Here is a 23,146-nt window from a genome sequence, read left to right as displayed (position 1 = left end):
CCCAAAATTCTAGGGGAAGGGTCCGCTCATGTCCACCCACTATCTGACTTTTAAAAGGCTATGCCAAAATGCCCCGACTGAACATTTCTTCCAGATACTTCGCCGCACTGTCTTGTGTGCGCATATAGTAGTGAGCACGCAGGATTCCCTGCTCTTCTTCCGTCAAAGAGGCATTGGCCCCCAAACGTTTCAGACGATCCTGAGAGATATGGTATAAAGCCAAAGCACCGGCGACAGAGATATTAAAGCTCTGTACAAAACCGGTCATGGGAATAATCACAGTTTCATCAGCGGCCGCAACCATTTCTGGAGTCACACCGTCGCGTTCATTGCCAAGCACCAGCGCGGTTTTGCCACTGAAATCAATTTCATGCAGAGGTTTGGATTTGGCATCCAGATGGGTCACATAGATCTTGCAGCCCTGGTCTTTAAGAGCCTTCACACAGTCGGCGGTCTTTTTCCATTTTTTGACCTCGACCCACTTATCAGCCCCTTGGGTGACACGATTGGCTTCTTTGAATTTTTCCTGGGTTTCAATCACATGGAAGTTACCAAAACCCAAGCCTTCCGCACTTCTCATCACCGCGGAAATATTCCCACGGTCATAAATCCCCTCAAGCACGACTGCGGTGTCGAAGTTGCGCAAGGACACAACTTTTTCGATTTTTTCGCGACGCTCGTCCGTCAACAGGGGCCCGATCTTATCAAGAACGATTTTGTAGTTCACAAGCAGATCGGATTTGATTTCAAGTTCGGGCCCGTAAGGGAACATGCTGACCTCGTCGATGCAGGACTATTTGTAAAGTGCTTCCGGATTTTTTGCCAAGTCGCGAGTGATGTTCTTTTGGTGTGCCTCCAAAGTACCGCCACCGATTTCAAGCAGCTTCGCGTCTCTCCAAAGTCTTTCCACCACGTACTCGCCCACATAACCGTATCCACCCAGTACCTGGATTGCACGGTCAGCCACATTTTTCGCCATGGTTGTTGCCACCAGCTTAACACCGTCAGAATCCAGACGGTTGCCTTCCTTGTTCAAATCCATGCGACGGGCTGTTTCGTAAACATAAGCACGCGCTGCTTTGTATTCCGCATAGGAATCAGCGATGTAGCGTTGCATTTGACCGAAGTGGTTCAGGGATTTTCCGAATGCTTCACGCTCTTGCGCGTAGCGGTTCATAATCTCGATTGAACGTCTTGCAATGCCCAAGCTCATCGCCGCCAAAGTCAGGCGCTCGATTTCCAGGTTGCGCATCATGTGCAGCATGGAATCACCTTCGTGACCAATCAACGCACTGGCTGGCACATGGCAATCCTGGAAAACCAGTTCTGCGGTGTTGGAACCACGCATACCCAATTTGTCTTTGATCTTCTGGCCCACAGAGAAGCCCTTGTGATCTTTTTCAACCAAGAAAGTGGAAATCAAAGCACGACCGTGTTTTTCACCTGTGCGCGCATAAACCAGAACCAGGTCACATGGAGTGTTGTTTTCATCAATGGTCCCGTTGGTGATCCACATCTTGCGGCCGTTGATCACGTACTCGTTGCCTTTTTTCACGGCTGTCGTTTGCATGCCCAGAACGTCAGTTCCGACAGCAGGCTCAGACATCGCCATAGCGCCCACCCATTCACCAGAGCAAAGCTTTGGCAAAATACGCAAGCGTTGTTCATCACTGCCGTTCACCGCGATGTTGTTCACACACAGCATGGAGTGCGCCAGATAAGCCAGACAGAAACCTGGGTCAGCAGCAGAGAATTCCTCATGCACGATGGTTGCGGCCGTGGCATCCATTCCCGCACCACCAAATTGTTCGGGAACTGTGATGCCCAAAAGTCCTAGCTCGCCCACTTTTTTGAACAAAGCCAGATTGAATTTTTCGCTGCGATCATATTCATGCGCCTGCGGTTCAATTTCCGCTTCAGTGAAAGCCTTCAAAGTTTCACGCAACATAGCGTGTTCAGGTGTTGGATTGTAAAGATCAAATTCTTTCCAATTGAAAGACATAAAGCGACTCCTTGAATCGAGATGCATACTGTCAGGCGAATCTATGAAGAGACCGCCTTCGGGGCAAGGGTTAGACCACAATAATGCGCCGCATTTCAAGCATTTAGCAAGAGGTACTAGACGCTGATTATGCCTTGGAATAGTTTTTTAGGTGCGCCTTAAGGAGAATCACAAATGAAAGCCGTCGTTTTGGGTATTGGAACAGAGCTGACCGATGGGCAGATTGTAAACAAAAATGCTTCTTGGATCTCCAAAAAACTCAAAGACCTGGGGCTGACGACCCAAGCTCATTTAGTGGTGCCCGACGAACGCGATCTGATGCTAGAGGGGATTGAGTTTTGCGCACAAAAAGCAGATTTGATCTTTATCACCGGGGGACTGGGCCCAACTTCAGATGACTTCACCCGGGATGTGGTGGCGGACTGGGCTAACAAGAAACTCGTCTTCGATGAAAGCTCCTGGCAGCATGTGAAAGACCGCCTGACATCGCGTGGGTATGTTGTTAAAGAAATCCAGAAACAGCAATGCTTCTTCCCCGAAGGGGCCCAGGTGCTTCCCAACAAAGAAGGCACGGCCAATGGTTTCTTCCTGGAGGCTCATAGCAAAAAAGTCTTTGTCCTGCCGGGACCTCCCCGAGAAATCGAAGCTGTCTGGAATGCGAGCATCACCCAGTGGCTGCAGCAGAACACCCAAGGTCTGGATCCTTACATCACACGCAAATGGGATACGATCGGCATTGGCGAATCCGATGTGGCTATGATCGTGGAAGAGGTTTTGCGCGGGATCAAGGTGGACAAGGGCTATCGCGTTCACCTGCCGTATGTCGAAATCAAGGCCTCGTTTCACCGCACTCGAGAGCAGGAGCTGCAAGCACCGCTGGAGCATCTGACGGAAGCCCTGCAGTTTTGTACGATCGCCCGTGATGGTGACGACGTGGCCGAACTTTTCGCCGAAAAACTTCGAGAGATCAAATCCATTTGCGTGATCGATGAGGTCACGGGTCAGTTTCTGATGAACCGTCTGATGCCGGTCTTACGCGGATTTATGACAGATCAACTGTGGAGCTTTTCAAAATCCCGGGAAGTCAAAAGCCCTGCGGACCTTCATCTGCACCTGCTTCCCAAGGACGAACACAGTTGCGAGGTCAGTCTGGATTACCGCGGACGAAAGGTGAAAGACTTCATCACAAGTCCCTATAAAACCATGAACATGAAAGAACGAAGACACCAGTACTTTGCCGAAATGGCGGTGATCTTCTGGCTGAAAAACCTATGAGGATCAGCCCGCCCTGCGGAAGCCACTGAAAAGCTTTTCGATAAATCCCTGCTTGGTCCAGTTTTCTGGTGCCTCGATCAGACGAAGATAGTTCTGATCTGCATAACGAAGATGATCATAGATCATGGCACAGGCATCTTGAGCCGAGGCATATTCCGAGGCCTTGATGCTGTTTTTATAAAAGTCCCCGACGATGTCGATACTGCCGTTGGGATTCAGAAAGACCTCGATCACACCAAAATCGAAGTACATCTTGCGCTCCAGCGGACGCAGCTTATGACCTTCAAACTTAAAATGTTGAAAAACCCATTTTTCTTTGGCTGCCTCAAGCAGCTTGCCCTCGATATAGGCTGTGATCTTGTTGCTCATAATCAATCCCTCAGTGGTACGTTCAAGCGAGGTCTCCGACTGATACACTTATCGGCTCACCCAGCAGTTTTATTGAGGGGGTGGGCCCAAATATGAGAAAAACCCCTGTATATTCCTATACAGGGGTTTTTTCGCGGGAAAATCTTAAGTTTTTTTAAGCGTTTTACTTTTTTAGATTCAGCCCTTTCAGAGCTTCCGCCATAGCCCCCAAACCAGAGGCTGCAGTGGAATGAGACTTCCAGCTGGTGTCTTCCACTTCGCCAGGAAGCCCCAAGGCTATCTTCTTTTCTTCGAAAAGAATTTGATCCACCTGAACAGTCACATCATCACCACGCTTTTTGTTTTCATATTGAGCGGCATCCACAGAGTCACGCCATTTTGAACGTGGCAATAGACCCGTTACACCCGGAGCGATGTTCACAAAAAGACCATAGGTTTCTTTCTTTTCCACTTTCCCCTGCACCACGGTGCCCACTGGGAACTTCTGAGGAACCGTCATCCAAGGATTGCCCGCCCCGTCAGCCTGTTTCAAAGAAAGCGAAATCTTCAGTTTTCCGTCGATTTCTTCCATCTTCAAAAGTTTCACCGTGACCGGTTGGCCAGGCATCACAACTTCTTTCGGATCATGAACGCGAGACCAGGACAGCTCAGAAACGTGGATCAACCCTTCGATACCGGATTCCAGCTCCACGAACGCGCCGAATTTTTCAAGACGCACGATCTTACCCTCCAACAAAGCTCCCGGCTGGTGCTTCAACATGAAGGTGCCTTCGTTTTCGGCTTTTTGCAGATCCAGAACCTTACGACGGGACACAACGATGTTGCGGCCTTTCGGATCCAACTGCGTGATCATGAAGTCAAATTTCTTACCCACGTATTCGTTGGCATCCTGAACAAAGCGACTGTCAATCTGACTGATCGGGCAGAAAGCTGTTTTACCCTGGATGCTGACACGGAAACCGCCGTTGCAAGTTTCAGTCACACGGCCTTCCACCGGAAGCTCCATATCGAATGCATCCTCCAAGGAATCTGTGGAGGCATTCAAAGAACCTTTTTTTGCCAGACGGACTTCACCGCCCTTGATCGCCGTCACAACACAATCGATATAATCACCGACTTTGTATTTTACTTCCTTGTTTTCATCCAAAAGATCCTTCGTCAGGATCATACCATCGGTCGGTGTTCCGGTGGAAACAAAGGCTTCTTCTTTCCCGATAGAAAGAATCTCGCCATGCACTTGATCACCGACACTCAAACGAGTTTTCAAACCTTTTTCAGATTGAGCAAAAAGTTCTTCAAAAGAAGCGAAGTCCTTTGATTCAGGAACATCATCACCAAAAATATCTTTTTTAGACATAAAGCAGTCCTTAAGTTTAAAGAGAAGATAGAGAATAAAGGCAGCCCACCCCTTTGACCAGCACCGCCGCACAAAGCCATAGCCCCTTCCCCTGGGCTTTACCCCCGCTTTATGAGCAACCGACAGTGCTGCCGCAGTTGGGGCAGCGATAACATCCGCTAGTCAGCACTGTGTCACTCCCGCACTCTGGGCATTTCATGGTGAAATTCGGCACCGAGACCTCCTCCACCACCTTGGGCTTTTCCTTCAGATTCAAGGGCTGGCTTTGCTTGCTGCCGTCCCGATAGACCGCCACAGCCTTCACGCCCAGCTCCCAGGCCAGGAAGTAAATGCGACTGATATCGTCTTCGGTGGCCGTGCTGGGCATATTGACTGTTTTTGAAATAGCTCCGCTCACAAAAGGTTGCACCGCCGCCATCATCAGGACATGGCTTTCTGGAGAAAGGACGCGATGACCCGGGGGAGCTGTTGCACAATCGAAAACCGCCACATCCTCAGGGCGTATGTGAGGTGCGCCCACAACGGAGTTGTTTTCCTCGATATACTTCAAAATTGCCTGACGCTCTGGCTGTGGATATTCCAAGGCTTGCAAGGCCGTATCAACAGATTGATTGACGATTTGAATCTCACCGCCGCCGACAAGTTTTTTAAATTTGATCAATGAAAAGTCCGGCTCGATCCCCGTGGTGTCACAATCCATCAAAAGGCCGATGGTTCCCGTCGGTGCAATCACCGTCGCCTGAGCATTGCGATATCCATGCTTTGTGCCATTGTACAAGACGCCCTTCCAAAGATTTTTAACAGCCTTGTCCACTCCGGCTGGCAACAAGCGCCATGGAATTTTTCCCACGGCCCGCTCATGCATCTTCATCACCTTCAGCATACTGGAACGGTTGCGACGGAAGCCGTCAAAAGGTCCTTTGGCCCGCGCCATCTCCGAACTGGTCAAATAGGCGACACCCGTCATCAAAGAGGTCAAGGCTCCAGCCCAGGCGCGGCCCTCCTCACTGTCGTAAGGAATGCCTTTTCTCATCAACAAACTTCCCAGGTTCGCAAACCCCAGGCCTAAAGGTCGATAGTTGTGCGAATTCTGCGCAATCTTCAGCGTCGGATAACTGGAATAGTCCACCAGTATTTCCTGAGCGACAAACAACGTGCGTGCCGTATGAATGAAAGCTTCAAAATCAAAGTCTCCAGATTCACCAAGGAACTTTGCCAGATTTATTGAAGCCAGATTGCAAGCAGAATCATCCAGGAACATGTATTCAGAACAAGGATTGCTGGAGTTGATTACATCTGTTTCAGGGCAGGTGTGCCACTTGTTGATCGTGTTATGAAACTGGATTCCCGGATCCGCACACATCCACGCCGCCTTGGTGATACGCCCCCAGACTTCTGTGGCCGGGATTTCACGCAAAGATTTTCCCGTCATTCGGGCTTTCAGTTTCCACGGACGATCTTCCTTCACCGCCTTCATAAAGGCATCCGTAACACGCACAGAGTTGTTGGCATTCTGACCGGAAACAGTTCTATAGGCCTCGCCTTCAAAATCCGCACTCAAGCCCGCGGCAATCAGCAGATGAGCCTTTTGCTCTTCCCGCATTTTCCAGTCAATAAATTCCAGAACTTCAGGGTGATCAATGTCGACCACCACCATCTTTGCCGCACGCCGAGTGGTGCCACCGGACTTAATAGCCCCCGCACCACGATCCAAAACTTCAAGAAAGGAAATCAGACCAGAACTTTTTCCACCCGACCCTGTGGTTTCATATTTGCTGCGAATTTTGGAAAAATTAGTGCCCGTCCCCGAGCCGTATTTAAAGAGCTTTGCTTCGGTCTTGGCCAGATCAAAGATCCCTTCGATACTGTCGTCCACACTTTGAATAAAGCAGGCTGAACACTGGGGACGCTCGTAAGCATTCGTTGTCGGTTGAATGGACTTTTTCTTTTCATCCCAGGCAAAATGCTCGCTGGGGGAATCGGCCTTGTAGGCCTCCCAAAGGCCAGCATTAAACCACACCGGACTGTTGAAAGCGCCCCGCTGGGACAGCAGGATGTATTTCAATTCCTTTCCAAAGATGTCCGCTTCTTTGCGCGAGCTAAAATAGCCCCCTTGCTTTAATGCCGAGGCGACAATCGCTTTCACCACCCGATCCACCATCTGACGAACCGAAGTTTCATGCTTCGTTCGCGGCACGCCCACCTTCCTAAAGTATTTGCTGGCGGCAATATCAATTGCCAGTTGCGACCAGCCTTCCGGGGCCTCCACATTCTTCATCGCAAAGAACGTTTCCCCTTTACGATTGCGAATTTCACAGTGGACTCTTTTCCAGGAAAAAAGGCTTTCGGGATTCTTGCCCGCAGGGACGAAGTAAGACGGACTGTGCAGTGTTTTATTCTTCATGATTACAGTCTAGTGGGACTTTTCGGGGTAGCCAAGCAAGAAGCCCCTCACACTTGTTCGAAAGCCCCACCAACCAAAGGCCGGGATTGTGTTAAGCTTTTGCAACATGTCTTGCCTTTAATCCTTGAAGCTTGTCCAGGTCTGTCAGCAAACCGTTAAGAAAGAATCAACACAGGGGTGGGGAATGAGTCAAGACCCGGTAAAAAAGAAGCTCCTCATTATTAAATCAAACCCGGCAAGTCTGGGGGCCGTTGAGGGTTTTCTTCGCAATCGCGATTGGACCATGAAATCCACAACCAATCTTAAGGAAGCCCTGATCTTCCTTGTTCAGGAACAACCACAGTTTGTTCTGGTCAGCATCGACCATCCCAACCGGAAAGTTCGCAATCTACCCAAGATTTTGACCCAGGCTTTCCCCGTTTGTGTGATCGCGTTTGCAGAAAGCAACTCTGCAGCGTCCTTCACTTTGCTCAATAGCTGCAACACCGAATACGTTCTTTATCCTCCCGTCACCGGGCCCGCCGTCGAGAGGACGGTCAACAAATACTATAAAGATCAACAGATCCGCGAAAGCTCCGCCGGCTTTAATCGTGGTGCTGCTCCAGCAGAAGGCGCCGACGGAGTCATATCCATCAAAGGCCAAGGCCCCGCCGGGGACATGTCCAGTGCCCATAGCATTTTGCAACAACTTCTCAGTGGCGACGAAATGAGCACCATGGCCCACGGCCCGGGCGGTTCTTCTGTGGGCGGCATGATCCCTGGGACCGGCAACAACTCTATGAATGGAATGATGACAGGCCCGGCTTCGACGATGGCGTCGCATACTTCTGCCACCAACAACGGGCTTGGGCCGGAATGGGCCCGCCAACAATCCCCGGCGGACGACCCCTCTTTGGGCTCGCCTACTGGCAGCGGCCCGTTGCGAAATAACGGCCCCTCCTGGGCCCCGATGGAGGGACGCAAAAAGAAAAAGGATCGCACCACCCCGGAACAGATTGAAGAAAATCCGGCGGCCTCCAAACAGGACTCGATCATTCTTCGTGGAGCGAAAAACGCCCTGGACAAGTCGTGCATCAAAACTTCTTTTGCTGAAGCGGAGGCCATTGAGGACTCCACCAACACTTCGTGCATCGTGGTCGAATCCCCGCGTTTTTCAGGTTACCTGATCACCGCCATGGGGAAAGATCGCAAGATCGATGACAGTTTTATCAACAAAATACGTGAAAGACTTTTCCGCTTTCTGAAAGAAAACGGTGAACACATCGAAGACAGTGATCCGATGCAGTTGAAAATAAAAGAGGTCCCTTTTGAGGATTGGGCCCTGGCTCAAGCAGAATTTCTGCGCAAATCAGTGCATGAAGGACAGGAAGTGGCCATGGCCTTCTTCCCCTGCCCGGATGTGAAAATCTGCACCGGAGCCTCTGCTGATGAGGAAATGGCCAGTATTCATCTGAATGAACTTGCCGGTGATGTGGCCGTCGAGTTCAACGTTTATATTTATTTGCCTAAGAATAACAAATACGTCCTTTACACGCCCCGAGGCAGCAAGTTCTTCGCCGTCCAAAAAGAGCGACTGCAAAGCCAGGGCGTGTCCAATTTGCATATTCTCAAAGCTGAAATTCAGGATTTGGACAAATACCGAGCCCAAAACTTCCTGAACGAAAAAATCCAGCTTTTTGAGGAAAAACTGAAAGAAAAAGTTCCCGCCTAAAGCACGCCAAGGCGCACTTTCCTGATTTTTTATTGACCCCGCGCCCGCGCAAGGTTTAGCTCTTAGGACATATGGAAATGAGCTCCGAACGTCCGATGGGAACTACTTTGCAACAAGACAGCGCTATTTATCTGGATTACAACGCCACGACTCCGGTAGACCCAAGGGTCTTTGCTGCCATGGAGCCCTATTTTAAAGATCTCTTCGGCAATCCGGCCAGCGCAGGTCACCATTGGGGTTGGGTGGCGGAAAATGCCATCAGCAAGGCGCGCACACAAGTGGCCAGCCTGATCGGAGCCCGTCCGCTGGAAATCACCTTCACAGGTGGCGCGACAGAATCCAATAACTGGGTTATTTTCGGTCTGCTTTCCAAACTTCGCGAAGAAAACCCCACAGCTCCGATTCATTTTATTACCAGTCAGATTGAGCACAGTTCGATCATGAAAGCCATGGCGGCTGTACAAAAACAAGGGGTCGAAGTTGATTTTCTTCCCGTGAACAAATACGGACAGGTTGAACCTGAAGCAATCAAAAAGGCCATCAAACCGCATACAAAGTTGATGAGCTTCATTTGGGTGAACAACGAGATCGGCTCGATCAATCCGATTCCGGAAATTGCACAGATTGCACGGGAACATCAGATCTATCTGCACACCGATGCGACTCAGGCCGCGGGAAAAATCCCCGTGAATGTGACTGACATGGGCATTGATTTGATGTCCTTCTCTGGTCACAAGATTTACGGCCCTAAAGGGGTCGGTGCCCTTTACATTCGCGGAAAAGACCCGAAGGTTCAACTCAATCCGCTGATCTATGGTGGCGGCCAGGAACGTGGTTTGCGCTCTGGCACCGTCAATGTGCCTGCGGTCGTCGGTTTCGGAGTGGCTTGTGAAATCTGTCAGCAGAATCTGACTGCTGAAACTCAACACATGACCGAGCTTCGCAACTTCCTGTGGCAGCAGCTTCAAGAAGCCATTCCCGGAGTTCGCTTAAATGGCCACCCTACGGAAAGATCTCCGGCCAATTTGAATATCACTTTGCCGGGTATCAAAACTGAGCAGATTCTGCCCCGCCTGCAAAAGCTGGGAGTCAGCACGGGGTCCGCTTGCGGCACCGGAGCCATGGTGGTCAGCCATGTTTTGCGCGGGTTGGGACTTTCCACGGACGAAGTGCAGTGTTCTTTGCGTTTAAGCCTGGGCCGCTGGACAACGCAGGAGGAACTGATGAAAGCTGCTCAAATCCTGAAGAACGCCATAAATAAGTAGTATTTTCATATATTTACACATATCAACCCGAGGCTTATTTGAAGCCTCCCAACCCCTTGACAGCTGTGGTATACTACCCCCATCGTACAGTGGTTAAAGGAGTTCGCCATGATTAACATTTCACCTGAGGCAGCACAGAAGCTTGCGACATTAAAAAAAGAAGAAGGCAAAGAAGAGGCCGCATTCTTGCGTGTGGAAGTCAAAAAAGGTGGATGCTCTGGTCTGTCTTATAAGATGGATTTTGATACAGTCACCCGTGAAGGGGACAAATTCTTTGAGTCTCACGGTCAGAAAGTGGCTGTTGATTCCCAAAGCATGCTTTACCTTCTGGGCATGACACTGGAGTATTCCGGAGGACTTAACGGTAAAGGTTTTGTCTTTAACAATCCCAATGCAAACAAACATTGCGGTTGCGGTTCCAGCTTTAACGTTTAGTTATTGAATTTAAATATTGATATCCAAAAGAGAGCTTCGTGTGAGCTCTCTTTTTTTATGCGGCAACAGCGGTGCTGATAAACTCTTGAATCAATCGTGCCACTTCTTCCGGCTTTGTCTTAATGGCCAAGTGCCCCGCCCCGGTCAGGGCCACCACATCTTCACAGCCAATATGGCGGGCAAATTGCCGATAGGCTTCCTGATTAAACAGCAAGTCCTGCTCATCATAAATCAAACGACAGTCCCCACGGTAAGTGTAAAGACGCGTGTTCCAGTAGGCCCAGTCCTCAGACCGAAGAATCCATGAAAAATGATGAATCATATGAGCCACAAACTGCAGCTTGCGTCCCTTCAATGTTTCCACCGACACTGCCCCTTCGCTGCGTTCATCACGAAAAATCTGCGCCGATCTTTTAAGGAAACTTCGCCCCATGGGTGTCGACAGCATTACATAGACACTTTTCAGATTCAGTGGAATCGAGAAGAAAAATTTCAACTCTTTAGGCAGGAAATAACGAATGGGGTCCGTCACCATCGGATTGATTAAGACCGTCTTTTTCACAAGATGAGGATGGTGTGTCGCCAACCCCCAACAAAGAGCCCCACCATAACTTAAGCCCGCCACATGCACCCGCTGGTTCGGGAAGTTTTCCTGAATAAAGCGCGCCAGCACTTCAATTTGCACTGTGAAAAACAGCTTATCGCTGCTCATATAAACATGGCTTAGATTCGGAACGACCACGCGATAGGTCTGCGACAGGGTTTCAGCGATAGAATCCCAATGGTGAACACTTCCTCCATAGCCATGAAGAAGTATAAGCAGCGGCCCCTGTCCCCGTTCCCGGAAAGTGATCTTGTGTGACATCCATGAAACGTATCGGTAAAGATCTGTTTACAGGACACTGCGCTTAAGTCCAGACCGCAGACTATTTCTGCGGCTTTCTGTCTTGCTGCTGATTTTGTTGTTGTTGCGTTTTCTGCTGCGGCTGTTTTGGCTGCTGCTGTTGACGAGGTCCCTGATTCTGGCCCGGGTTTTTACCAGACTGAGCCTTCTGCTGATTCTGCTGCTGCTGCGACTTTTGCTTTTGCTGCTGTTGTTGCTTTTGCTGCGGCTGTTTTTGCTGCTGCGGCTGAGGGCGTTTTTCATCCCCTTGCACTTGTGGCGGAGCCTGGACTTTGTCCTGGGTCGGCTTATCTTCCGGCTTTTCCGTCAATAGCATCGTGTCGTTCACAGCCTTGGATTCGATGTGTTTGTTGGCGCGGAAGCCGCGAATCTTCTTGGTTTGGTTCTCGATACGCTCCACTTGCTCAGTCAAATCCACTGTCACGTCACCATAACAATGAACCTGGCAGCTCAAGCGACGACCATCGATAAAATGACTGGTCCCGATCAAATTCAGCTCGGCCTTGTTCGGAGGAAGAATATTGGATTCCCCCTCTTTGATGCGGACACGGCATTCCGCACAGGATGGGACACCCTTGCAGATCGAGCGGATCTCAATCTTATTTTCCGTCGCAATCTGCAAAAGGCTCTTATTGGGAGTTCCTTCGACTTCGATATTCTGAGGGAAAAATTTGATTTTCATAACCAAGATCCTTTGAAACAAACAAGCTCCGGGCCATTCCTCTGGCCCAGGGCACATTACTTAACTACGATTTTAACAAACTTCTTTTTACCAGCTTTAACTACAAAGCTTTTGCCGGAAAGCAGATCCATCTTCAAACGAGGATCAGAAACCTTTTCCCCATCAATCTGAACACCGCCCCCTTGAATCAAACGGCCCGCTTCGCTGTTAGAAGCAGCCATACCTGCTTTGACCAACAACGCCGCAAAACCAACTTGAGACTCTGGCGCAACTTCAAAGTCAGGAACTTCATCCGGCAGACCTTTTTCAACAAAGATGCGGTTGAATTCGTCTTCCGCCGCCTGAGCCTCTGACTGGGAATGGAAACGTTTAATCAGGAACTTCGCCAGCTCCACTTTCACCGTTCTTGGGTGCTTGCGGCCTTCAGCCACATCGGTCTTCAACTGTGCCAATTGATTGCCCGTGATATCCGTCAGAAGTTCATACCAACGGAACATCAGTTCATCAGAAATTCTCATGGTCTTACCGAACATATCCTTCGGCGTATCAACCACAGAGATATAATTATCCAAAGACTTGGACATTTTATTCACGCCATCGATACCTTCCAAAATCGGCATCGTCAGCACACACTGAGGCTCCTGACCGTAAGTGCCCTGCATCGCACGGCCCACCAGAAGATTGAACTTCTGATCAGTCCCCCCCAGCTCCACGTCTGTTTTCAAAGCCACAGAATCGTAACCTTGTGTCAGTGGATAGATAAACTCGTGAATACCAATTGGAGTTCCTGACTTATAGCGTTTGGTAAAATCCTCACGCTCCAGCATCTGAGCCACCGTGTACTTGGAAGTCATCGTAATAAACTCCGCCGGATTCATTTTCATGATCCAGGAAGAGTTGTACACAATCTCGGTCTTGTCCGGGTCCAGAATCTTGAAGATCTGCTTGGCGTAAGTCAGACCGTTTTGTTCGATCTCTTCCCGAGTCAACATCGGGCGTGTGGTGTTTTTTCCAGACGGGTCCCCGATCATCGCCGTGAAGTCCCCGATCAGGAAAGACACCTTGTGCCCCAGGTCCTGGAAGGTCTTCAGTTTGTTGATCACAACCGTGTGTCCGATATGAATATCCGGACGAGTCGGGTCCGCACCCAATTTAATATTCAAAGGCTTGTTGGTTTCTTTGGAACGCTTTAGTTTTTTAAGCATGTCCTCGTCGCTGATAAATTCAGCGACACCGAACTTGATTCTTTCTAGCTGTTCTTTAGGGTCTAAAAACATTTACCTAACTCCAATTAAGTCCAGTCTTCGCGGCCAGGGCCGCTACGACATCCTCGCCGTGGGGCGGATTAAGTCCAGTCTTCGCGGCCAAGGCCGCTACGACATCCTCGCCGTAGGCGGCATCCTCCGCGTCCGCGGATTATCTCGCGTGCTCCACAGAGCGGGTTTCGCGCACGACGGTGACTTTAACTTGTCCTGCCTGAGGGACTTCGCGTTCGATCTTGCGAGCGATATCGCGAGACAACATGACGGCCTGATCGTCGGTTACTTTTGCAGATTCAACCAAAACGCGGATGTCTTTACCCGCCTGCAACGCCAGAGTTTTCAGAACGCCGTCGAAACTGTTACCGATGCTTTCAAGGTCTTCCAAACGATGGATGAAGGAATCCATTTGTGGACGACGAGCCCCCGGACGGGACACAGACAAGGTGTAAGCCGCATGAACAATCCACGCCAGGATTGAGTGCGGTTTTTCTTCTTCGTTGTGAGCACGAATCGCGTGGCACACATCTTCAGATTCGTTGTATTTTTTAGCAGCCTCAGCACCCACAAAAGCATAACTGCCTTCAACGGTGTGATCGATCGCCTTACCAATGTTATGCAATAGACCTGCACGGCGAGCCAGCTTCACACTGACACCCAGTTCCGCTGCCAGAAGACCCGCAATCGTCGCCACTTCCAAGGACTGATTCAGGGCATTTTGCCCCTGATAAGAACGGTATTTCAAACCACCGATGATCTTGATCAGTTCCGGGTGCATGTTCGGAATACCCAGTTCCATCACGTGGCGTTCGCCCTCTTCTTTGATGGACTTCATCAGCTCGTTACGTTGTTTTTCAGCGACTTCTTCAATACGTGCCGGATGCACACGACCGTCTTCCATCAGTTTTTCAATTGTACGACGAGCCAGTTCGCGACGAACCGGATCGAAGCCGGAGATAACCACCGCCTCTGGCGTGTCATCCACGATCAGGTCCACACCACAGTGAGCTTCCAAGGTACGGATGTTACGACCTTCACGGCCGATAATTTTACCTTTCATCTCGTCATTTGGCAGAGCCAAAACGCTGACAGTTCTTTCAGAGGTGTATTCAGAAGCAAAACGCGCCAGAGCCGTCGCCAGAATACGCTTGGCTTTAACTTCAGATTCTTTTTGTGCTTCAGCTTCAATCTGCGCAATTTTCTTCGCAGCTTCTTGCTTGGCTTCATCTTCCAAAGCAGTCAAAAGCTGACGACGGGCCTCATCCTGACTCATTGCCGCCACTGACTCCAGCTTGTTCTTCAGCTCAATCGCGTGCTGTTCACCTTTTTTCTCAAGATCTTTGATACGGTTTTCAGAGATCGCCACCTTTTCTTCGCGATCCTTCAGGGAATTCAGATATCTTTCGTTTTCTTCCATCTTTTGTTTGAACTGATCTTCGATCTCTTTCAAACGACGGTCCAACTGCGCTTCTTTGTTTTTTAATGTGGATTTTTGCTTGTGGATGTCTTGTTCGACATTCTTGCGGGCGCGGGATTCAAAGTCCTTGGCTTTATTTTCAGACTCTTTTTTTAGCTTAGCAGCCTCAGCATTGGCCTTGTTGATGATTCGTTCCGCTTCAAAGCGAGCTGATTTCTTTTTATTGTTATCTTGCAGACGCTTGATAACGAAAACAACGGTGGCACCAATGAACAGGCCAATAATGGCGCTGATTACGATCTCCATGATTCATTCACTCCTGATACTTCTTGCAATCGACCCAGCCTGATTCTGTGATAAGATAATCCATCACCACATCATGAGACTCGGTAGGAAGCGGATCTGCTGCGACTTGAAAATCAAAACAAATTCCAACCTTGATCCCCTGGTAGTCTTGCAGAGTTTTGTCATAAAACCCCTTACCTTTACCCAGGCGATTGCCATTCTTATTAAAAACCAAACCGGGAATAAGCAGTCCCGAAATCTCGGGAAGGAATCTTTGCACAGAGCCAGGCTGAGGTTCCCAGACTCCATAAGGTCCCAGGTCGAAATCCCGGGTCTCAAAGAATTCCAAATGCCCCTCGATCATTTTCGGAAAGACCCAGCGCAAGTGTGGGATGTGAAACACTTCCTCGACCTGCGCCTCTTCCGGCAATGCCCGATAGGCTCCCCACACGCCCGCCTGCGATTTTAGAAAATCGTGCAAGTGAGCGTTGAGCTGCTTTTGATGTTGAACAAGACCTTGCGCAAACTCTTGAGCGCAAAGAGATTTAAAGAAGGACCGACAGTCCTTTTTAGAGCTCCAGGAAACAAACATGGACACTCCAAGAAATCAAAACAAAGTCAGTTGTTCAAAACCTTGTTGCTCTTGGAATTTTCTAGATCCATTGAAAGCTGCAAAGCTCTTTCCTCAAGTTTTTCCAACTCGCGGTGCGCTTTACGTTTCAATAGAATAAGTTCTTCGGCAAGATTCATCGCCGTGAGTACGGCCGCATTCTGGAAAGAGCCATTCTTTGTAAGAGACATGGCTTGATTCATCCTGTTGTTTACAAATTCAACGAGCTCCTCAACGGTCGCGTCGTCGTGAGAGGTTTTTAATTTGTAAGGGACACCCGCAATTAGGAAATTGTAGGTTTTTTTCTCAGATGTCACTAGCACCTCAACAGCTGCAGAATCTATGGGGCCTAAACCGGCCAGTAAAAATGCCTAAACCTTTTAAAACTCTAGAAAAATTCCTAGATCAACACTCTTAAAATTATATCCCTAAAAGGTCGATATTCAACAGATTTATTTTTTAGAACAGGTGCATATAATGCCGAGATTCTTCTGATTTTCGCACACGATGGACCGACTGCCCGGCCCGTCGTTCAGCTCATACTCGATGACGTCCTTGAAGTTGCGCATATACGACGCAGAAACTCCATTAAGCTTCGTGTCATTATAAGAGTATTCATCTGTTTTGATCACGGAATTCAGCAGAAAGTTGTTGATGGTGTCTTGCTTGGGATTGATGCGCTGATTCTCAGTCAGCTTAACATCCGTCACCACACCCTTTTCGTCGACCTGTTGCAAGATCAGCTCTGTCTGGACCTTTTTGGCTCCGGAAAACTTGGTCCGCAGAATCAGGTTCATCGCCTGTTTTTCTGCATCCAGATAGTGGATCTTTCTTTGACGCAGCTGCGACTGAGACGTCACAAACTTTTCGTCAGCAATATCCTTCAGGCGGTTTAGATCCACCTTAAAGGACAGCTTTTCATCTTGAAGTTCAGGGAAGCAGCGCATGAGATTTTCATACGATACGGAAATAGGCTTCACGCCTTGGGCCGCCACTGACAACGGCCCCAAAACCAAAATCAAACCAAGTACGTTCTTGAGCATGTACCTAGGGTATTGAAAAGACCCCAGGGGTTCAATCAAAAACCAAGAAAGGCCGGGTTCAAGTCTACATTCCGACTTGGACTGAGACACCAGCTTTCGCATCTTTACCCAGAGCCTGGACAGTGTAAGAACCCGGGAACACCATGACATAGGAGCCTGGTCTGGTCGGGGTCGCAACCAAGTATCGGTCATGAGTGATGGTCATCTTGATACCCGGCGCCGAGACCCAGTTTTGAACGATTCTGCCATTCTTGTCACTACTGAAGTCAAAAAGTCCGGCCAAGTCCGAAGGACTGGAAGCATCACGAACTAAATTGCACAGCTGATCCACTTCCAAAATTCTTTTTCGGTCAGCTTCTGGAAGCTCATTTTTAGCTCGTTCGGATAATCTTCCAGGACAACCTTCGTACGAAAGGCGCTGAATCGAATCTTTCTCCCAAGCACCAGTTAAATAAAGATCTCCGAAATTCCCTTTTTCCAGGCGGAAGAAGGACTTCTTATTATAAAAAAAGGAGGACAAAAACTTGTCCTGTTCTGCTTTGGAATAAAGATTACGATAAACGACCACCCGCTCACCCTTAATCGCCGGAATGTCCAAACGCTCCAAATTCAAAACTGTATTCTGCCCTGCCTGAACCGACACCAATCCCGGATAAAGAGTGTTTTCAAATCCGACCAGATAAGTTCCTGCAGGCAATTCCTGGCGTACATTCAAATCAAAAAATACCGGTTTGCCACAAGAGCCACTTTGACCTTGAACACACTGCGCGACCTTCACCTTTTTGAACACCTGCGACGGAGCCGCCTGCCCGTTCACTGTCAAAGAACCCAAGCTTTGTGCCTGCACCCACGAAGCGCCTAGCAACACAGAGGCATAAACTGCAAAAGTTCCGAATCGTTTTAAAAGTTTCATTAGAACAACTCCCCGTACGATTTCACCTTGATCATGTTCACAATACGCTTGTCCTGACCGTAAACATCCGGCAAGAAGCGAAGTTCAGCATCATCAGTTCTATCGACAGTATAATAAGTCAAAAACACAGGAACCGGCGTGATAAGAGGAATACGCATCTTCTGATAACGCGGATCTGGACGATCACCTTCACGAGAAGGCACTAATCCACTCATTTCATACTTCGTCCAACTGCCGCCAGAGGGACTTATCGATGTCGTATTTCCCGCCAGGATGTATTCCGCAAACTGGAAAGGATCTTCCAAGCGAACACAACCGGAACTCAGTTGCCGACTGGTATCATCGAATAGATTTTTGTTATCGGTGTAGTGCAGGTAGATGGAGTATTCATTTCTCAGCGGGAATTTCACCACCCCAAGCGCATTGTCCGTGCGAGCCTCCTGCACCAAGACATAATTTCTGACGAAACGATCCCAGTTTATGTTTGCCCTTTCACTGGCTGAGACATCCACCAACGAACCATTCACCCATTTGCGCACGCTGAAACCTTTTTTAGACAGATAATTCGGATCCGCCTTGATCAAAGGGATCTTGGTCGCCGCAATACTATCCGGCACGACCCATTCAGGATTCAGCTCCACATAAGTCACACGGTCATTATACAGCATCGGCGTGCGCCAGTGCTCACGACCAGAGATCGCACGGAACTTCATAACACGTTTGTAGTTGTCATAAAGACGGAACTCTGCCGCCGCAATATTAACATACACATACCGAGTCGGCATTTCACTGGGAAGCCAGCGCAAACGTTCCATGTTAGCCTCGATCTGCATGATACGCTCGCTGACAGGAACATTCATAAATCTCAGAACCTGCGGACCGACAATTCCGTCGCCTTCCAAGTTATTGGACACTTGAAACTTACGAACGGCCTGATCAAGTTCACCATCAAAAACATCATTTTCAAAATTACTCAATCGGTATCCCAGTGACAGCAATCGAGAGCGAAGCTGCACAACCTGAGGCCCCTTATAACCCAACATAAACTTCTTCGCAGGAGCCTTGATTTCCCCCCACTCGTTGTCATTTTCTATACTGCGGAAGTAAGCCAGCAGTTGCTTCAGATCAGCATAATTCCCCCCATGTGGGGCGAATTTATCCAGCAGCACACGGAATTCCTCTGCGGTTTTGGATTCAGCGGCATCCAATGTGTTTTTCAAAACTTCGAAATCCTTAAAGACTTTTCGATCGACTTTGATATCAGAATCTACCTGACGCGGATCCAATCGGCCATTTTGCAGATGATCCACATAGCGCAGCAGCGCCTCTGTCATCATCAACTCTAAAGTGATTGAAAAACTGGCCAATTTAGGATGGTTTGAGTAGCCTTCCAGAGTGCTATCCCAATAGTCAGCAACGTTAAGACCGTGAAGATGCGCTGTCTTTAGAACAGACTTCAGTTTGAGAGCTATAGGCGTAAGCTTCCCATCCGCTGTCACCCAGATAGGACGGTAGTCGCGCAACTTATAAAGAGTCAAAAGAGGCGTCTGATGCAGGAAATAGTCACCAATCTTAAACAATGGCGAAGGACTTTGCCTGGTTAGTTGAGCTTCGATCTGTGAAGACGTTGTCGCTCCGGCAACGGACGTCATTAAAATGCTGAAACCGCAACTCAAATAGATAGACTTCTTAACCCAGCTCTTCATAGACATAGAAACCTCTTCAGGTTCCTGATATCCAAATAAAGTGCCACCCCTAGTACTTTCCTGAATGATTTCAGGTAAACATTTCTAGACAGGAGCCGCGAATTGTCAGCTCGTCTCAAAATGAGACAGGGGCATTTCAGCCCCTGCTTTCTAAATCAGCGAATTCAACAAACGAATGATATCCACATCCGGTGGCTGAGCAATGCCTGCCCCTGGTTTGGGCCCGGTCAGCTCGTCCAGGGAATAGTCCATGCGCGAGTCATAACGGCGCTCCCACTGATAGCGCAACCACTTCTCGCGGTCATACCACAAACGCTTGTTTTCATCATCACGACAGGATGCAAGCTCTTGCGGACTGCTGGCCCCCCAGCGCAGCTCGACACAATGATAGGGATCAAAGCTCATGGCAAACACACGCTGGCGCCCCTCTTCCAGATTCAACGTGACTGGAGATCCGCTGGAGTTCACATAGGTGAACTGACAAGCTGCTGATTCACGCTGATAAGTAGCCAAGAGATCGGCGGCCAGGTTCGCTCCTGAATACACAATCGCCGGATCGCCGGCACGATGGCGCTGAATCAGGTTGCGTGACTGATTCAGAAGGTCCATGAAGGACACCTTCAAACGGGCATCCCGTGATGGCGAAGCATAGTCCTCCCATTCCCCGGTCGTCCCGTAAATGTTCGTCGGCAGACGCTCGGGATGGGGCTTCATATCTACCCCCGCCTTGCGCGCCTGTTCCACCGCCACCACACGATCCTTCAAGTTCACACAAATATCAGCCAGAACTTGCTGCATATCTTTGATAGGATCTATTCGCAATTCACCACTGGCCATCATAATGCGCAGATAGTCATAGTAAGGGAAGGCCACCCCGCGATACAGGAACTTTCCTTTGTTCCAGACTCCTTCCGGATCCGGGCTGTTGCCATAGAACTGCTCGGTGCTAAAGCCCGCAAGTTGATCATTGCGTGCACCCACGATCTTTCCGCCGTAGTACTCCCCCGCGGAATTCCGACTGGCCCCTTGCAGCGCCAAAGGTCGGAAGTTCTTAAAGCCCGCTCCGTGCTGAGGATGGCTTCGTGAAAATTTAGGAGTGTACATACCCGAGGTCAGAGTATTGTCCGGATGAGAATCAATATAGAAAATCCGCCCATCATCAGTCACCTTATAGATGATCGCCACGTGCCCGTTCGGATCATAAATGACAGTCCCAGGACGAATGGTTTCCCGACTCAACTTCACCGGATAGAAGTCGGTAAAGCGTCCCGTATCCTCCAGACCAATCATGCGGAAGGTGGCTGAATATGTCATGTCAATCAAAGTACTGTTCAACAAAGCCACGGCATTAGGTGCACTGTTGCGGCTGGGAATCACATCATAGCGGCCGGTGACGTAGTTCCCCATCGTGGAATAGCGAACATCCTTATTCGTATTTCCAGGACGAGACGCAATACTGCTGACAACGGACATGGGAAGCCCGTTCTTCCAGGCAAAATAGCTGCGCAGATAATAAGGAAGGTCTGCGCAATCAGCGAAGAGCCGAAGACTTGCCGGATCTGTCCCGGCATAAGGGTTCGCAGGACTGCGCAGACAGGTATCCACCTTATCGCATTCCCGTCGTTCCACCGCACCGCCAATTCGAGAGACAAACTCACCAAAGCGTTGTTCATCAACTGTCGTCCAGGACGGCTTTGTAATACGCCATCTTGAATTACTTTGGGCTTGCGCAAAAGCCGGCAATATCAACAAGCTCAACATCAAAATCCGTTTCTTCATCATGTACCTCCATGTGCCCTTTATGGGCGCTTTGACTACTTGTTCGACGGGCGAAAAACGTTCTTTTAAAAAATACCGCAGCAAGAACACCTGTCACGCTTCTTGCTGAGGGGATTTGAGTCAATGACAGAAGTTTAATAGATATTGGAAATATCGGAGGACGTATCATGACAAAGTTTAAGTCTCGCAGACTGTGCTCAGCCTTGTTGAGTTTGTTGATTGCCAGCTCGCCCTTGATGAGTATCGCGCAAGAAATCTCAGCCGTAGAGGCGAACGCCACTTCTTCTGCCAAACCTCAAAGTTTGCAAAAATCTGAATTGCAGGTCGGCGGACGATACTTCATTTCTGCGGACGCTTTGAATGTCCGAAGCAGCAATGCCACCACCGGGAATATCGTAGGAAAACTTTCTTTGAATGATGAAATCGAAATCATCGACGTTCTTAACGAAGGAACTCCCCTGGTGCAGATCAAAATCATCCGTTCGGCTTCAGTGAAAGCGGATGCAGCACCTGAACTTTTTGTTTCCAAAGACTATCTTAGTACAAAAGAGCTGGTGACTGCGGCGACAAAGTATTTTGTGATCCAGAACGTGGCCACTGAAAAGACACGTGTTTATGAGCGCTGCACAGCGACTCCAGACTGCGCCCACAAGCTTGTGATGGAAACGGACATGGTCGTGGGTCGCCCGGAAGAGGGAACAAAAACAGATCCTCACGCCTTTAAAACCTGGCTGGGCCACTCGAAGATTTCAGAGTGGGTGAAATTCTATCAAGACGGGCAGCAACACTATCCACATTGGTATAAAGCTGGCGAATCTTTAAAGTACATCCCGGATCCAATCACTGACAGCATGACTAAAACCTTGGGCTCCCGCAAGTGGATGGTCAAGGATGCCAAAGGCAACACCACCATGCACGGTGCCTTCGGCTGGTATGCTGCCAAAGTCACTCCGGCTGACGACATCAATGGCATGAACTATCAATGGATGCACGGAACTATCGGTTGGGGTAAAGATGGCGCCGCAGCGATCGAGCTGACTCGCGGCTTCTTTGCCAACATGTTCACAAATCCGGGTTCCTCTGGCTGTACTCGTCTGGAAAACCGCGCGATTGCCTACCTGCGCTCGATCCTGGCTCCGGGTACGGACATCTATCGTGTCTATGCACGTGAATCGACTCGCGAGCTTGAAACGGTGACTGGCGTCTTCAAGAAGAAAGTGACTCCACTTCCGCGTTATGCACATAACTTCGAAAAGCCAGCCGTTTGGAACTTTATCCTTCTGACTGATGGTGCACAAAGAACCAATGGTTTGACTGCCGATGCACAGGAAATCATCAATAAGGCGATTCCGGTCATCGCAGGTCAAAATCTGATTGAGCAAGGTACCTACGAAGTGGATCAATATCCAAATGCAGCAGCTCTGAACTATGGCAAGTCTGCAGCATCTGGAGAATCTGGAGATCGTTATAAAATTGATTCCGGCTGGGAAAAAGACGCCGCGAAAACAAACTTCAGAGGATACTTCCTGGTGGACGAAGGTCGTTTCGTGGACTACGCTCATCCTGATAGCGTAAAAACAAAAGGTGCGATCCGTGTCAGCGGTTTGGCAGACTTCAGAACATCTGTTCCTGAATTCCTGAAAACTTCCGGCAAGCACAATCCACCGAAAGTGACTTACAGAACTGAGAACGACAACGGCAGTCCTAACAGCAGGTAGTGCCACTGGAGA

General features: G+C 49.2%; 20 protein-coding genes. 5 read left to right on the top strand and 15 right to left on the bottom strand.

Annotated elements, in window-relative coordinates:
* Positions 1-58 precede the first annotated feature (58 nt).
* On the bottom strand, positions 59-772 hold the full coding sequence (locus ACZ50P_RS05020; protein WP_464117784.1) for a TrmH family RNA methyltransferase: 714 nt from the start codon (positions 770-772) through the stop codon (positions 59-61).
* Between the two features lie 21 nt (positions 773-793).
* Positions 794-2,002: an acyl-CoA dehydrogenase family protein gene (locus tag ACZ50P_RS05015; protein ID WP_464117786.1), complete on the bottom strand. Its 1,209-nt coding sequence runs from the start codon at positions 2,000-2,002 to the stop codon at positions 794-796.
* Between the two features lie 174 nt (positions 2,003-2,176).
* Here ACZ50P_RS05015 and ACZ50P_RS05010 point away from each other — a divergent pair, with 174 nt between their 5' ends.
* Positions 2,177-3,277, top strand: a complete 1,101-nt coding sequence (locus ACZ50P_RS05010) for a competence/damage-inducible protein A (RefSeq protein ID WP_464117788.1) — start codon at positions 2,177-2,179, stop codon at positions 3,275-3,277.
* Positions 3,278-3,280: 3 nt separating this feature from the next.
* Here the strand turns inward: ACZ50P_RS05010 and ACZ50P_RS05005 are convergent, their stop codons facing one another.
* The 3 genes from ACZ50P_RS05005 to ACZ50P_RS04995 all read right to left on the bottom strand — a co-directional run bounded on the left by ACZ50P_RS05005 (position 3,281) and on the right by ACZ50P_RS04995 (position 7,407).
* Positions 3,281-3,646, bottom strand: a complete 366-nt coding sequence (locus ACZ50P_RS05005; protein WP_464117790.1) for a hypothetical protein — start codon at positions 3,644-3,646, stop codon at positions 3,281-3,283.
* A gap of 163 nt (positions 3,647-3,809) precedes the next feature.
* Positions 3,810-5,003 carry a S1 RNA-binding domain-containing protein gene (locus tag ACZ50P_RS05000; protein WP_464133939.1) on the bottom strand — a complete coding sequence of 398 codons (1,194 nt, stop codon included), beginning with the start codon at positions 5,001-5,003 and terminating at the stop codon, positions 3,810-3,812.
* A gap of 109 nt (positions 5,004-5,112) precedes the next feature.
* Complete coding sequence (locus ACZ50P_RS04995; protein WP_464133937.1) at positions 5,113-7,407, bottom strand: vitamin B12-dependent ribonucleotide reductase; 2,295 nt, start codon at positions 7,405-7,407, stop codon at positions 5,113-5,115.
* 184 nt (positions 7,408-7,591) lie between these two features.
* Between ACZ50P_RS04995 and ACZ50P_RS04990 the strand changes: the two genes are divergently transcribed.
* The 3 genes from ACZ50P_RS04990 to ACZ50P_RS04980 all read left to right on the top strand — a co-directional run bounded on the left by ACZ50P_RS04990 (position 7,592) and on the right by ACZ50P_RS04980 (position 10,818).
* Positions 7,592-9,118 (top strand): hypothetical protein, encoded by a 1,527-nt coding sequence (locus tag ACZ50P_RS04990; protein WP_464133935.1) that lies wholly within the window; start codon positions 7,592-7,594, stop codon positions 9,116-9,118.
* A gap of 77 nt (positions 9,119-9,195) precedes the next feature.
* Positions 9,196-10,383, top strand: coding sequence for a cysteine desulfurase family protein (locus ACZ50P_RS04985; protein ID WP_464133933.1), 1,188 nt, complete (start codon positions 9,196-9,198; stop codon positions 10,381-10,383).
* A 108-nt stretch (positions 10,384-10,491) separates the two neighbouring features.
* The gene (locus ACZ50P_RS04980; protein WP_464117799.1) at positions 10,492-10,818 is read left to right on the top strand and encodes a HesB/IscA family protein; all 327 of its coding nucleotides are present in this window, start codon (positions 10,492-10,494) and stop codon (positions 10,816-10,818) included.
* A gap of 55 nt (positions 10,819-10,873) precedes the next feature.
* On the opposite strand, the gene ACZ50P_RS04975 is transcribed toward ACZ50P_RS04980, so the two are convergent.
* From ACZ50P_RS04975 to ACZ50P_RS04930, 10 genes are all read right to left on the bottom strand, one after another.
* On the bottom strand, positions 10,874-11,683 hold the full coding sequence (locus tag ACZ50P_RS04975; protein ID WP_464133930.1) for an alpha/beta fold hydrolase: 810 nt from the start codon (positions 11,681-11,683) through the stop codon (positions 10,874-10,876).
* A gap of 61 nt (positions 11,684-11,744) precedes the next feature.
* Positions 11,745-12,404, bottom strand: a complete 660-nt coding sequence (locus ACZ50P_RS04970) for a 2Fe-2S iron-sulfur cluster-binding protein (protein WP_464133928.1) — start codon at positions 12,402-12,404, stop codon at positions 11,745-11,747.
* Between the two features lie 56 nt (positions 12,405-12,460).
* On the bottom strand, positions 12,461-13,681 hold the full coding sequence (gene tyrS, locus ACZ50P_RS04965; protein WP_464117805.1) for a tyrosine--tRNA ligase: 1,221 nt from the start codon (positions 13,679-13,681) through the stop codon (positions 12,461-12,463).
* Between the two features lie 139 nt (positions 13,682-13,820).
* Complete coding sequence (gene rny, locus ACZ50P_RS04960) at positions 13,821-15,386, bottom strand: ribonuclease Y (RefSeq protein ID WP_464133925.1); 1,566 nt, start codon at positions 15,384-15,386, stop codon at positions 13,821-13,823.
* 7 nt (positions 15,387-15,393) lie between these two features.
* Entirely contained in the window at positions 15,394-15,957 is a 564-nt protein-coding gene (locus ACZ50P_RS04955; RefSeq protein WP_464133923.1) for a 5-formyltetrahydrofolate cyclo-ligase, read from the bottom strand.
* Positions 15,958-15,983: 26 nt separating this feature from the next.
* A complete protein-coding gene (locus ACZ50P_RS04950; RefSeq protein ID WP_464117810.1) occupies positions 15,984-16,292 on the bottom strand; it encodes a cell division protein ZapA in 309 nt (102 codons plus the stop codon).
* Between the two features lie 135 nt (positions 16,293-16,427).
* The gene (locus tag ACZ50P_RS04945) at positions 16,428-17,018 is read right to left on the bottom strand and encodes a hypothetical protein (protein ID WP_464133921.1); all 591 of its coding nucleotides are present in this window, start codon (positions 17,016-17,018) and stop codon (positions 16,428-16,430) included.
* 64 nt (positions 17,019-17,082) lie between these two features.
* On the bottom strand, positions 17,083-17,931 hold the full coding sequence (locus ACZ50P_RS04940; RefSeq protein WP_464133918.1) for a hypothetical protein: 849 nt from the start codon (positions 17,929-17,931) through the stop codon (positions 17,083-17,085).
* Positions 17,931-19,643: a L,D-transpeptidase family protein gene (locus ACZ50P_RS04935; RefSeq protein WP_464133916.1), complete on the bottom strand. Its 1,713-nt coding sequence runs from the start codon at positions 19,641-19,643 to the stop codon at positions 17,931-17,933. Before ACZ50P_RS04935 ends, ACZ50P_RS04940 begins: the two co-directional genes overlap by 1 nt.
* Positions 19,644-19,787: 144 nt before the next feature.
* Positions 19,788-21,419 carry a hypothetical protein gene (locus ACZ50P_RS04930; protein WP_464133914.1) on the bottom strand — a complete coding sequence of 544 codons (1,632 nt, stop codon included), beginning with the start codon at positions 21,417-21,419 and terminating at the stop codon, positions 19,788-19,790.
* 164 nt (positions 21,420-21,583) lie between these two features.
* Between ACZ50P_RS04930 and ACZ50P_RS04925 the strand changes: the two genes are divergently transcribed.
* On the top strand, positions 21,584-23,134 hold the full coding sequence (locus tag ACZ50P_RS04925; RefSeq protein WP_464133912.1) for an SH3 domain-containing protein: 1,551 nt from the start codon (positions 21,584-21,586) through the stop codon (positions 23,132-23,134).
* Positions 23,135-23,146 lie beyond the last annotated feature (12 nt).

Source organism: Bdellovibrio sp. CKG001, assembly GCF_055397465.1.
This window is presented reverse-complemented; position numbering and strand designations above follow the sequence as displayed.

What these genes read in the sequence shown, in the direction of transcription:
- ACZ50P_RS04935 (WP_464133916.1), bottom strand. Translation starts at nt 19,643, where the DNA reads ATGTCTATGAAGAGCTGGGTTAAGAAGTCTATCTATTTGAGTTGCGGT.
- ACZ50P_RS05010 (WP_464117788.1), top strand. Translation starts at nt 2,177, where the DNA reads ATGAAAGCCGTCGTTTTGGGTATTGGAACAGAGCTGACCGATGGGCAG.
- ACZ50P_RS04970 (WP_464133928.1), bottom strand. Translation starts at nt 12,404, where the DNA reads ATGAAAATCAAATTTTTCCCTCAGAATATCGAAGTCGAAGGAACTCCC.
- ACZ50P_RS04930 (WP_464133914.1), bottom strand. Translation starts at nt 21,419, where the DNA reads ATGATGAAGAAACGGATTTTGATGTTGAGCTTGTTGATATTGCCGGCT.
- ACZ50P_RS04990 (WP_464133935.1), top strand. Translation starts at nt 7,592, where the DNA reads ATGAGTCAAGACCCGGTAAAAAAGAAGCTCCTCATTATTAAATCAAAC.
- ACZ50P_RS05020 (WP_464117784.1), bottom strand. Translation starts at nt 772, where the DNA reads ATGTTCCCTTACGGGCCCGAACTTGAAATCAAATCCGATCTGCTTGTG.
- rny (WP_464133925.1), bottom strand. Translation starts at nt 15,386, where the DNA reads ATGGAGATCGTAATCAGCGCCATTATTGGCCTGTTCATTGGTGCCACC.
- ACZ50P_RS04980 (WP_464117799.1), top strand. Translation starts at nt 10,492, where the DNA reads ATGATTAACATTTCACCTGAGGCAGCACAGAAGCTTGCGACATTAAAA.
- ACZ50P_RS04955 (WP_464133923.1), bottom strand. Translation starts at nt 15,957, where the DNA reads ATGTTTGTTTCCTGGAGCTCTAAAAAGGACTGTCGGTCCTTCTTTAAA.
- ACZ50P_RS04985 (WP_464133933.1), top strand. Translation starts at nt 9,196, where the DNA reads ATGAGCTCCGAACGTCCGATGGGAACTACTTTGCAACAAGACAGCGCT.
- ACZ50P_RS04975 (WP_464133930.1), bottom strand. Translation starts at nt 11,683, where the DNA reads ATGTCACACAAGATCACTTTCCGGGAACGGGGACAGGGGCCGCTGCTT.
- ACZ50P_RS04945 (WP_464133921.1), bottom strand. Translation starts at nt 17,018, where the DNA reads ATGCTCAAGAACGTACTTGGTTTGATTTTGGTTTTGGGGCCGTTGTCA.
- ACZ50P_RS05015 (WP_464117786.1), bottom strand. Translation starts at nt 2,002, where the DNA reads ATGTCTTTCAATTGGAAAGAATTTGATCTTTACAATCCAACACCTGAA.
- ACZ50P_RS05005 (WP_464117790.1), bottom strand. Translation starts at nt 3,646, where the DNA reads ATGAGCAACAAGATCACAGCCTATATCGAGGGCAAGCTGCTTGAGGCA.
- ACZ50P_RS04925 (WP_464133912.1), top strand. Translation starts at nt 21,584, where the DNA reads ATGACAAAGTTTAAGTCTCGCAGACTGTGCTCAGCCTTGTTGAGTTTG.
- ACZ50P_RS05000 (WP_464133939.1), bottom strand. Translation starts at nt 5,003, where the DNA reads ATGTCTAAAAAAGATATTTTTGGTGATGATGTTCCTGAATCAAAGGAC.
- ACZ50P_RS04995 (WP_464133937.1), bottom strand. Translation starts at nt 7,407, where the DNA reads ATGAAGAATAAAACACTGCACAGTCCGTCTTACTTCGTCCCTGCGGGC.
- ACZ50P_RS04940 (WP_464133918.1), bottom strand. Translation starts at nt 17,931, where the DNA reads ATGAAACTTTTAAAACGATTCGGAACTTTTGCAGTTTATGCCTCTGTG.
- tyrS (WP_464117805.1), bottom strand. Translation starts at nt 13,681, where the DNA reads ATGTTTTTAGACCCTAAAGAACAGCTAGAAAGAATCAAGTTCGGTGTC.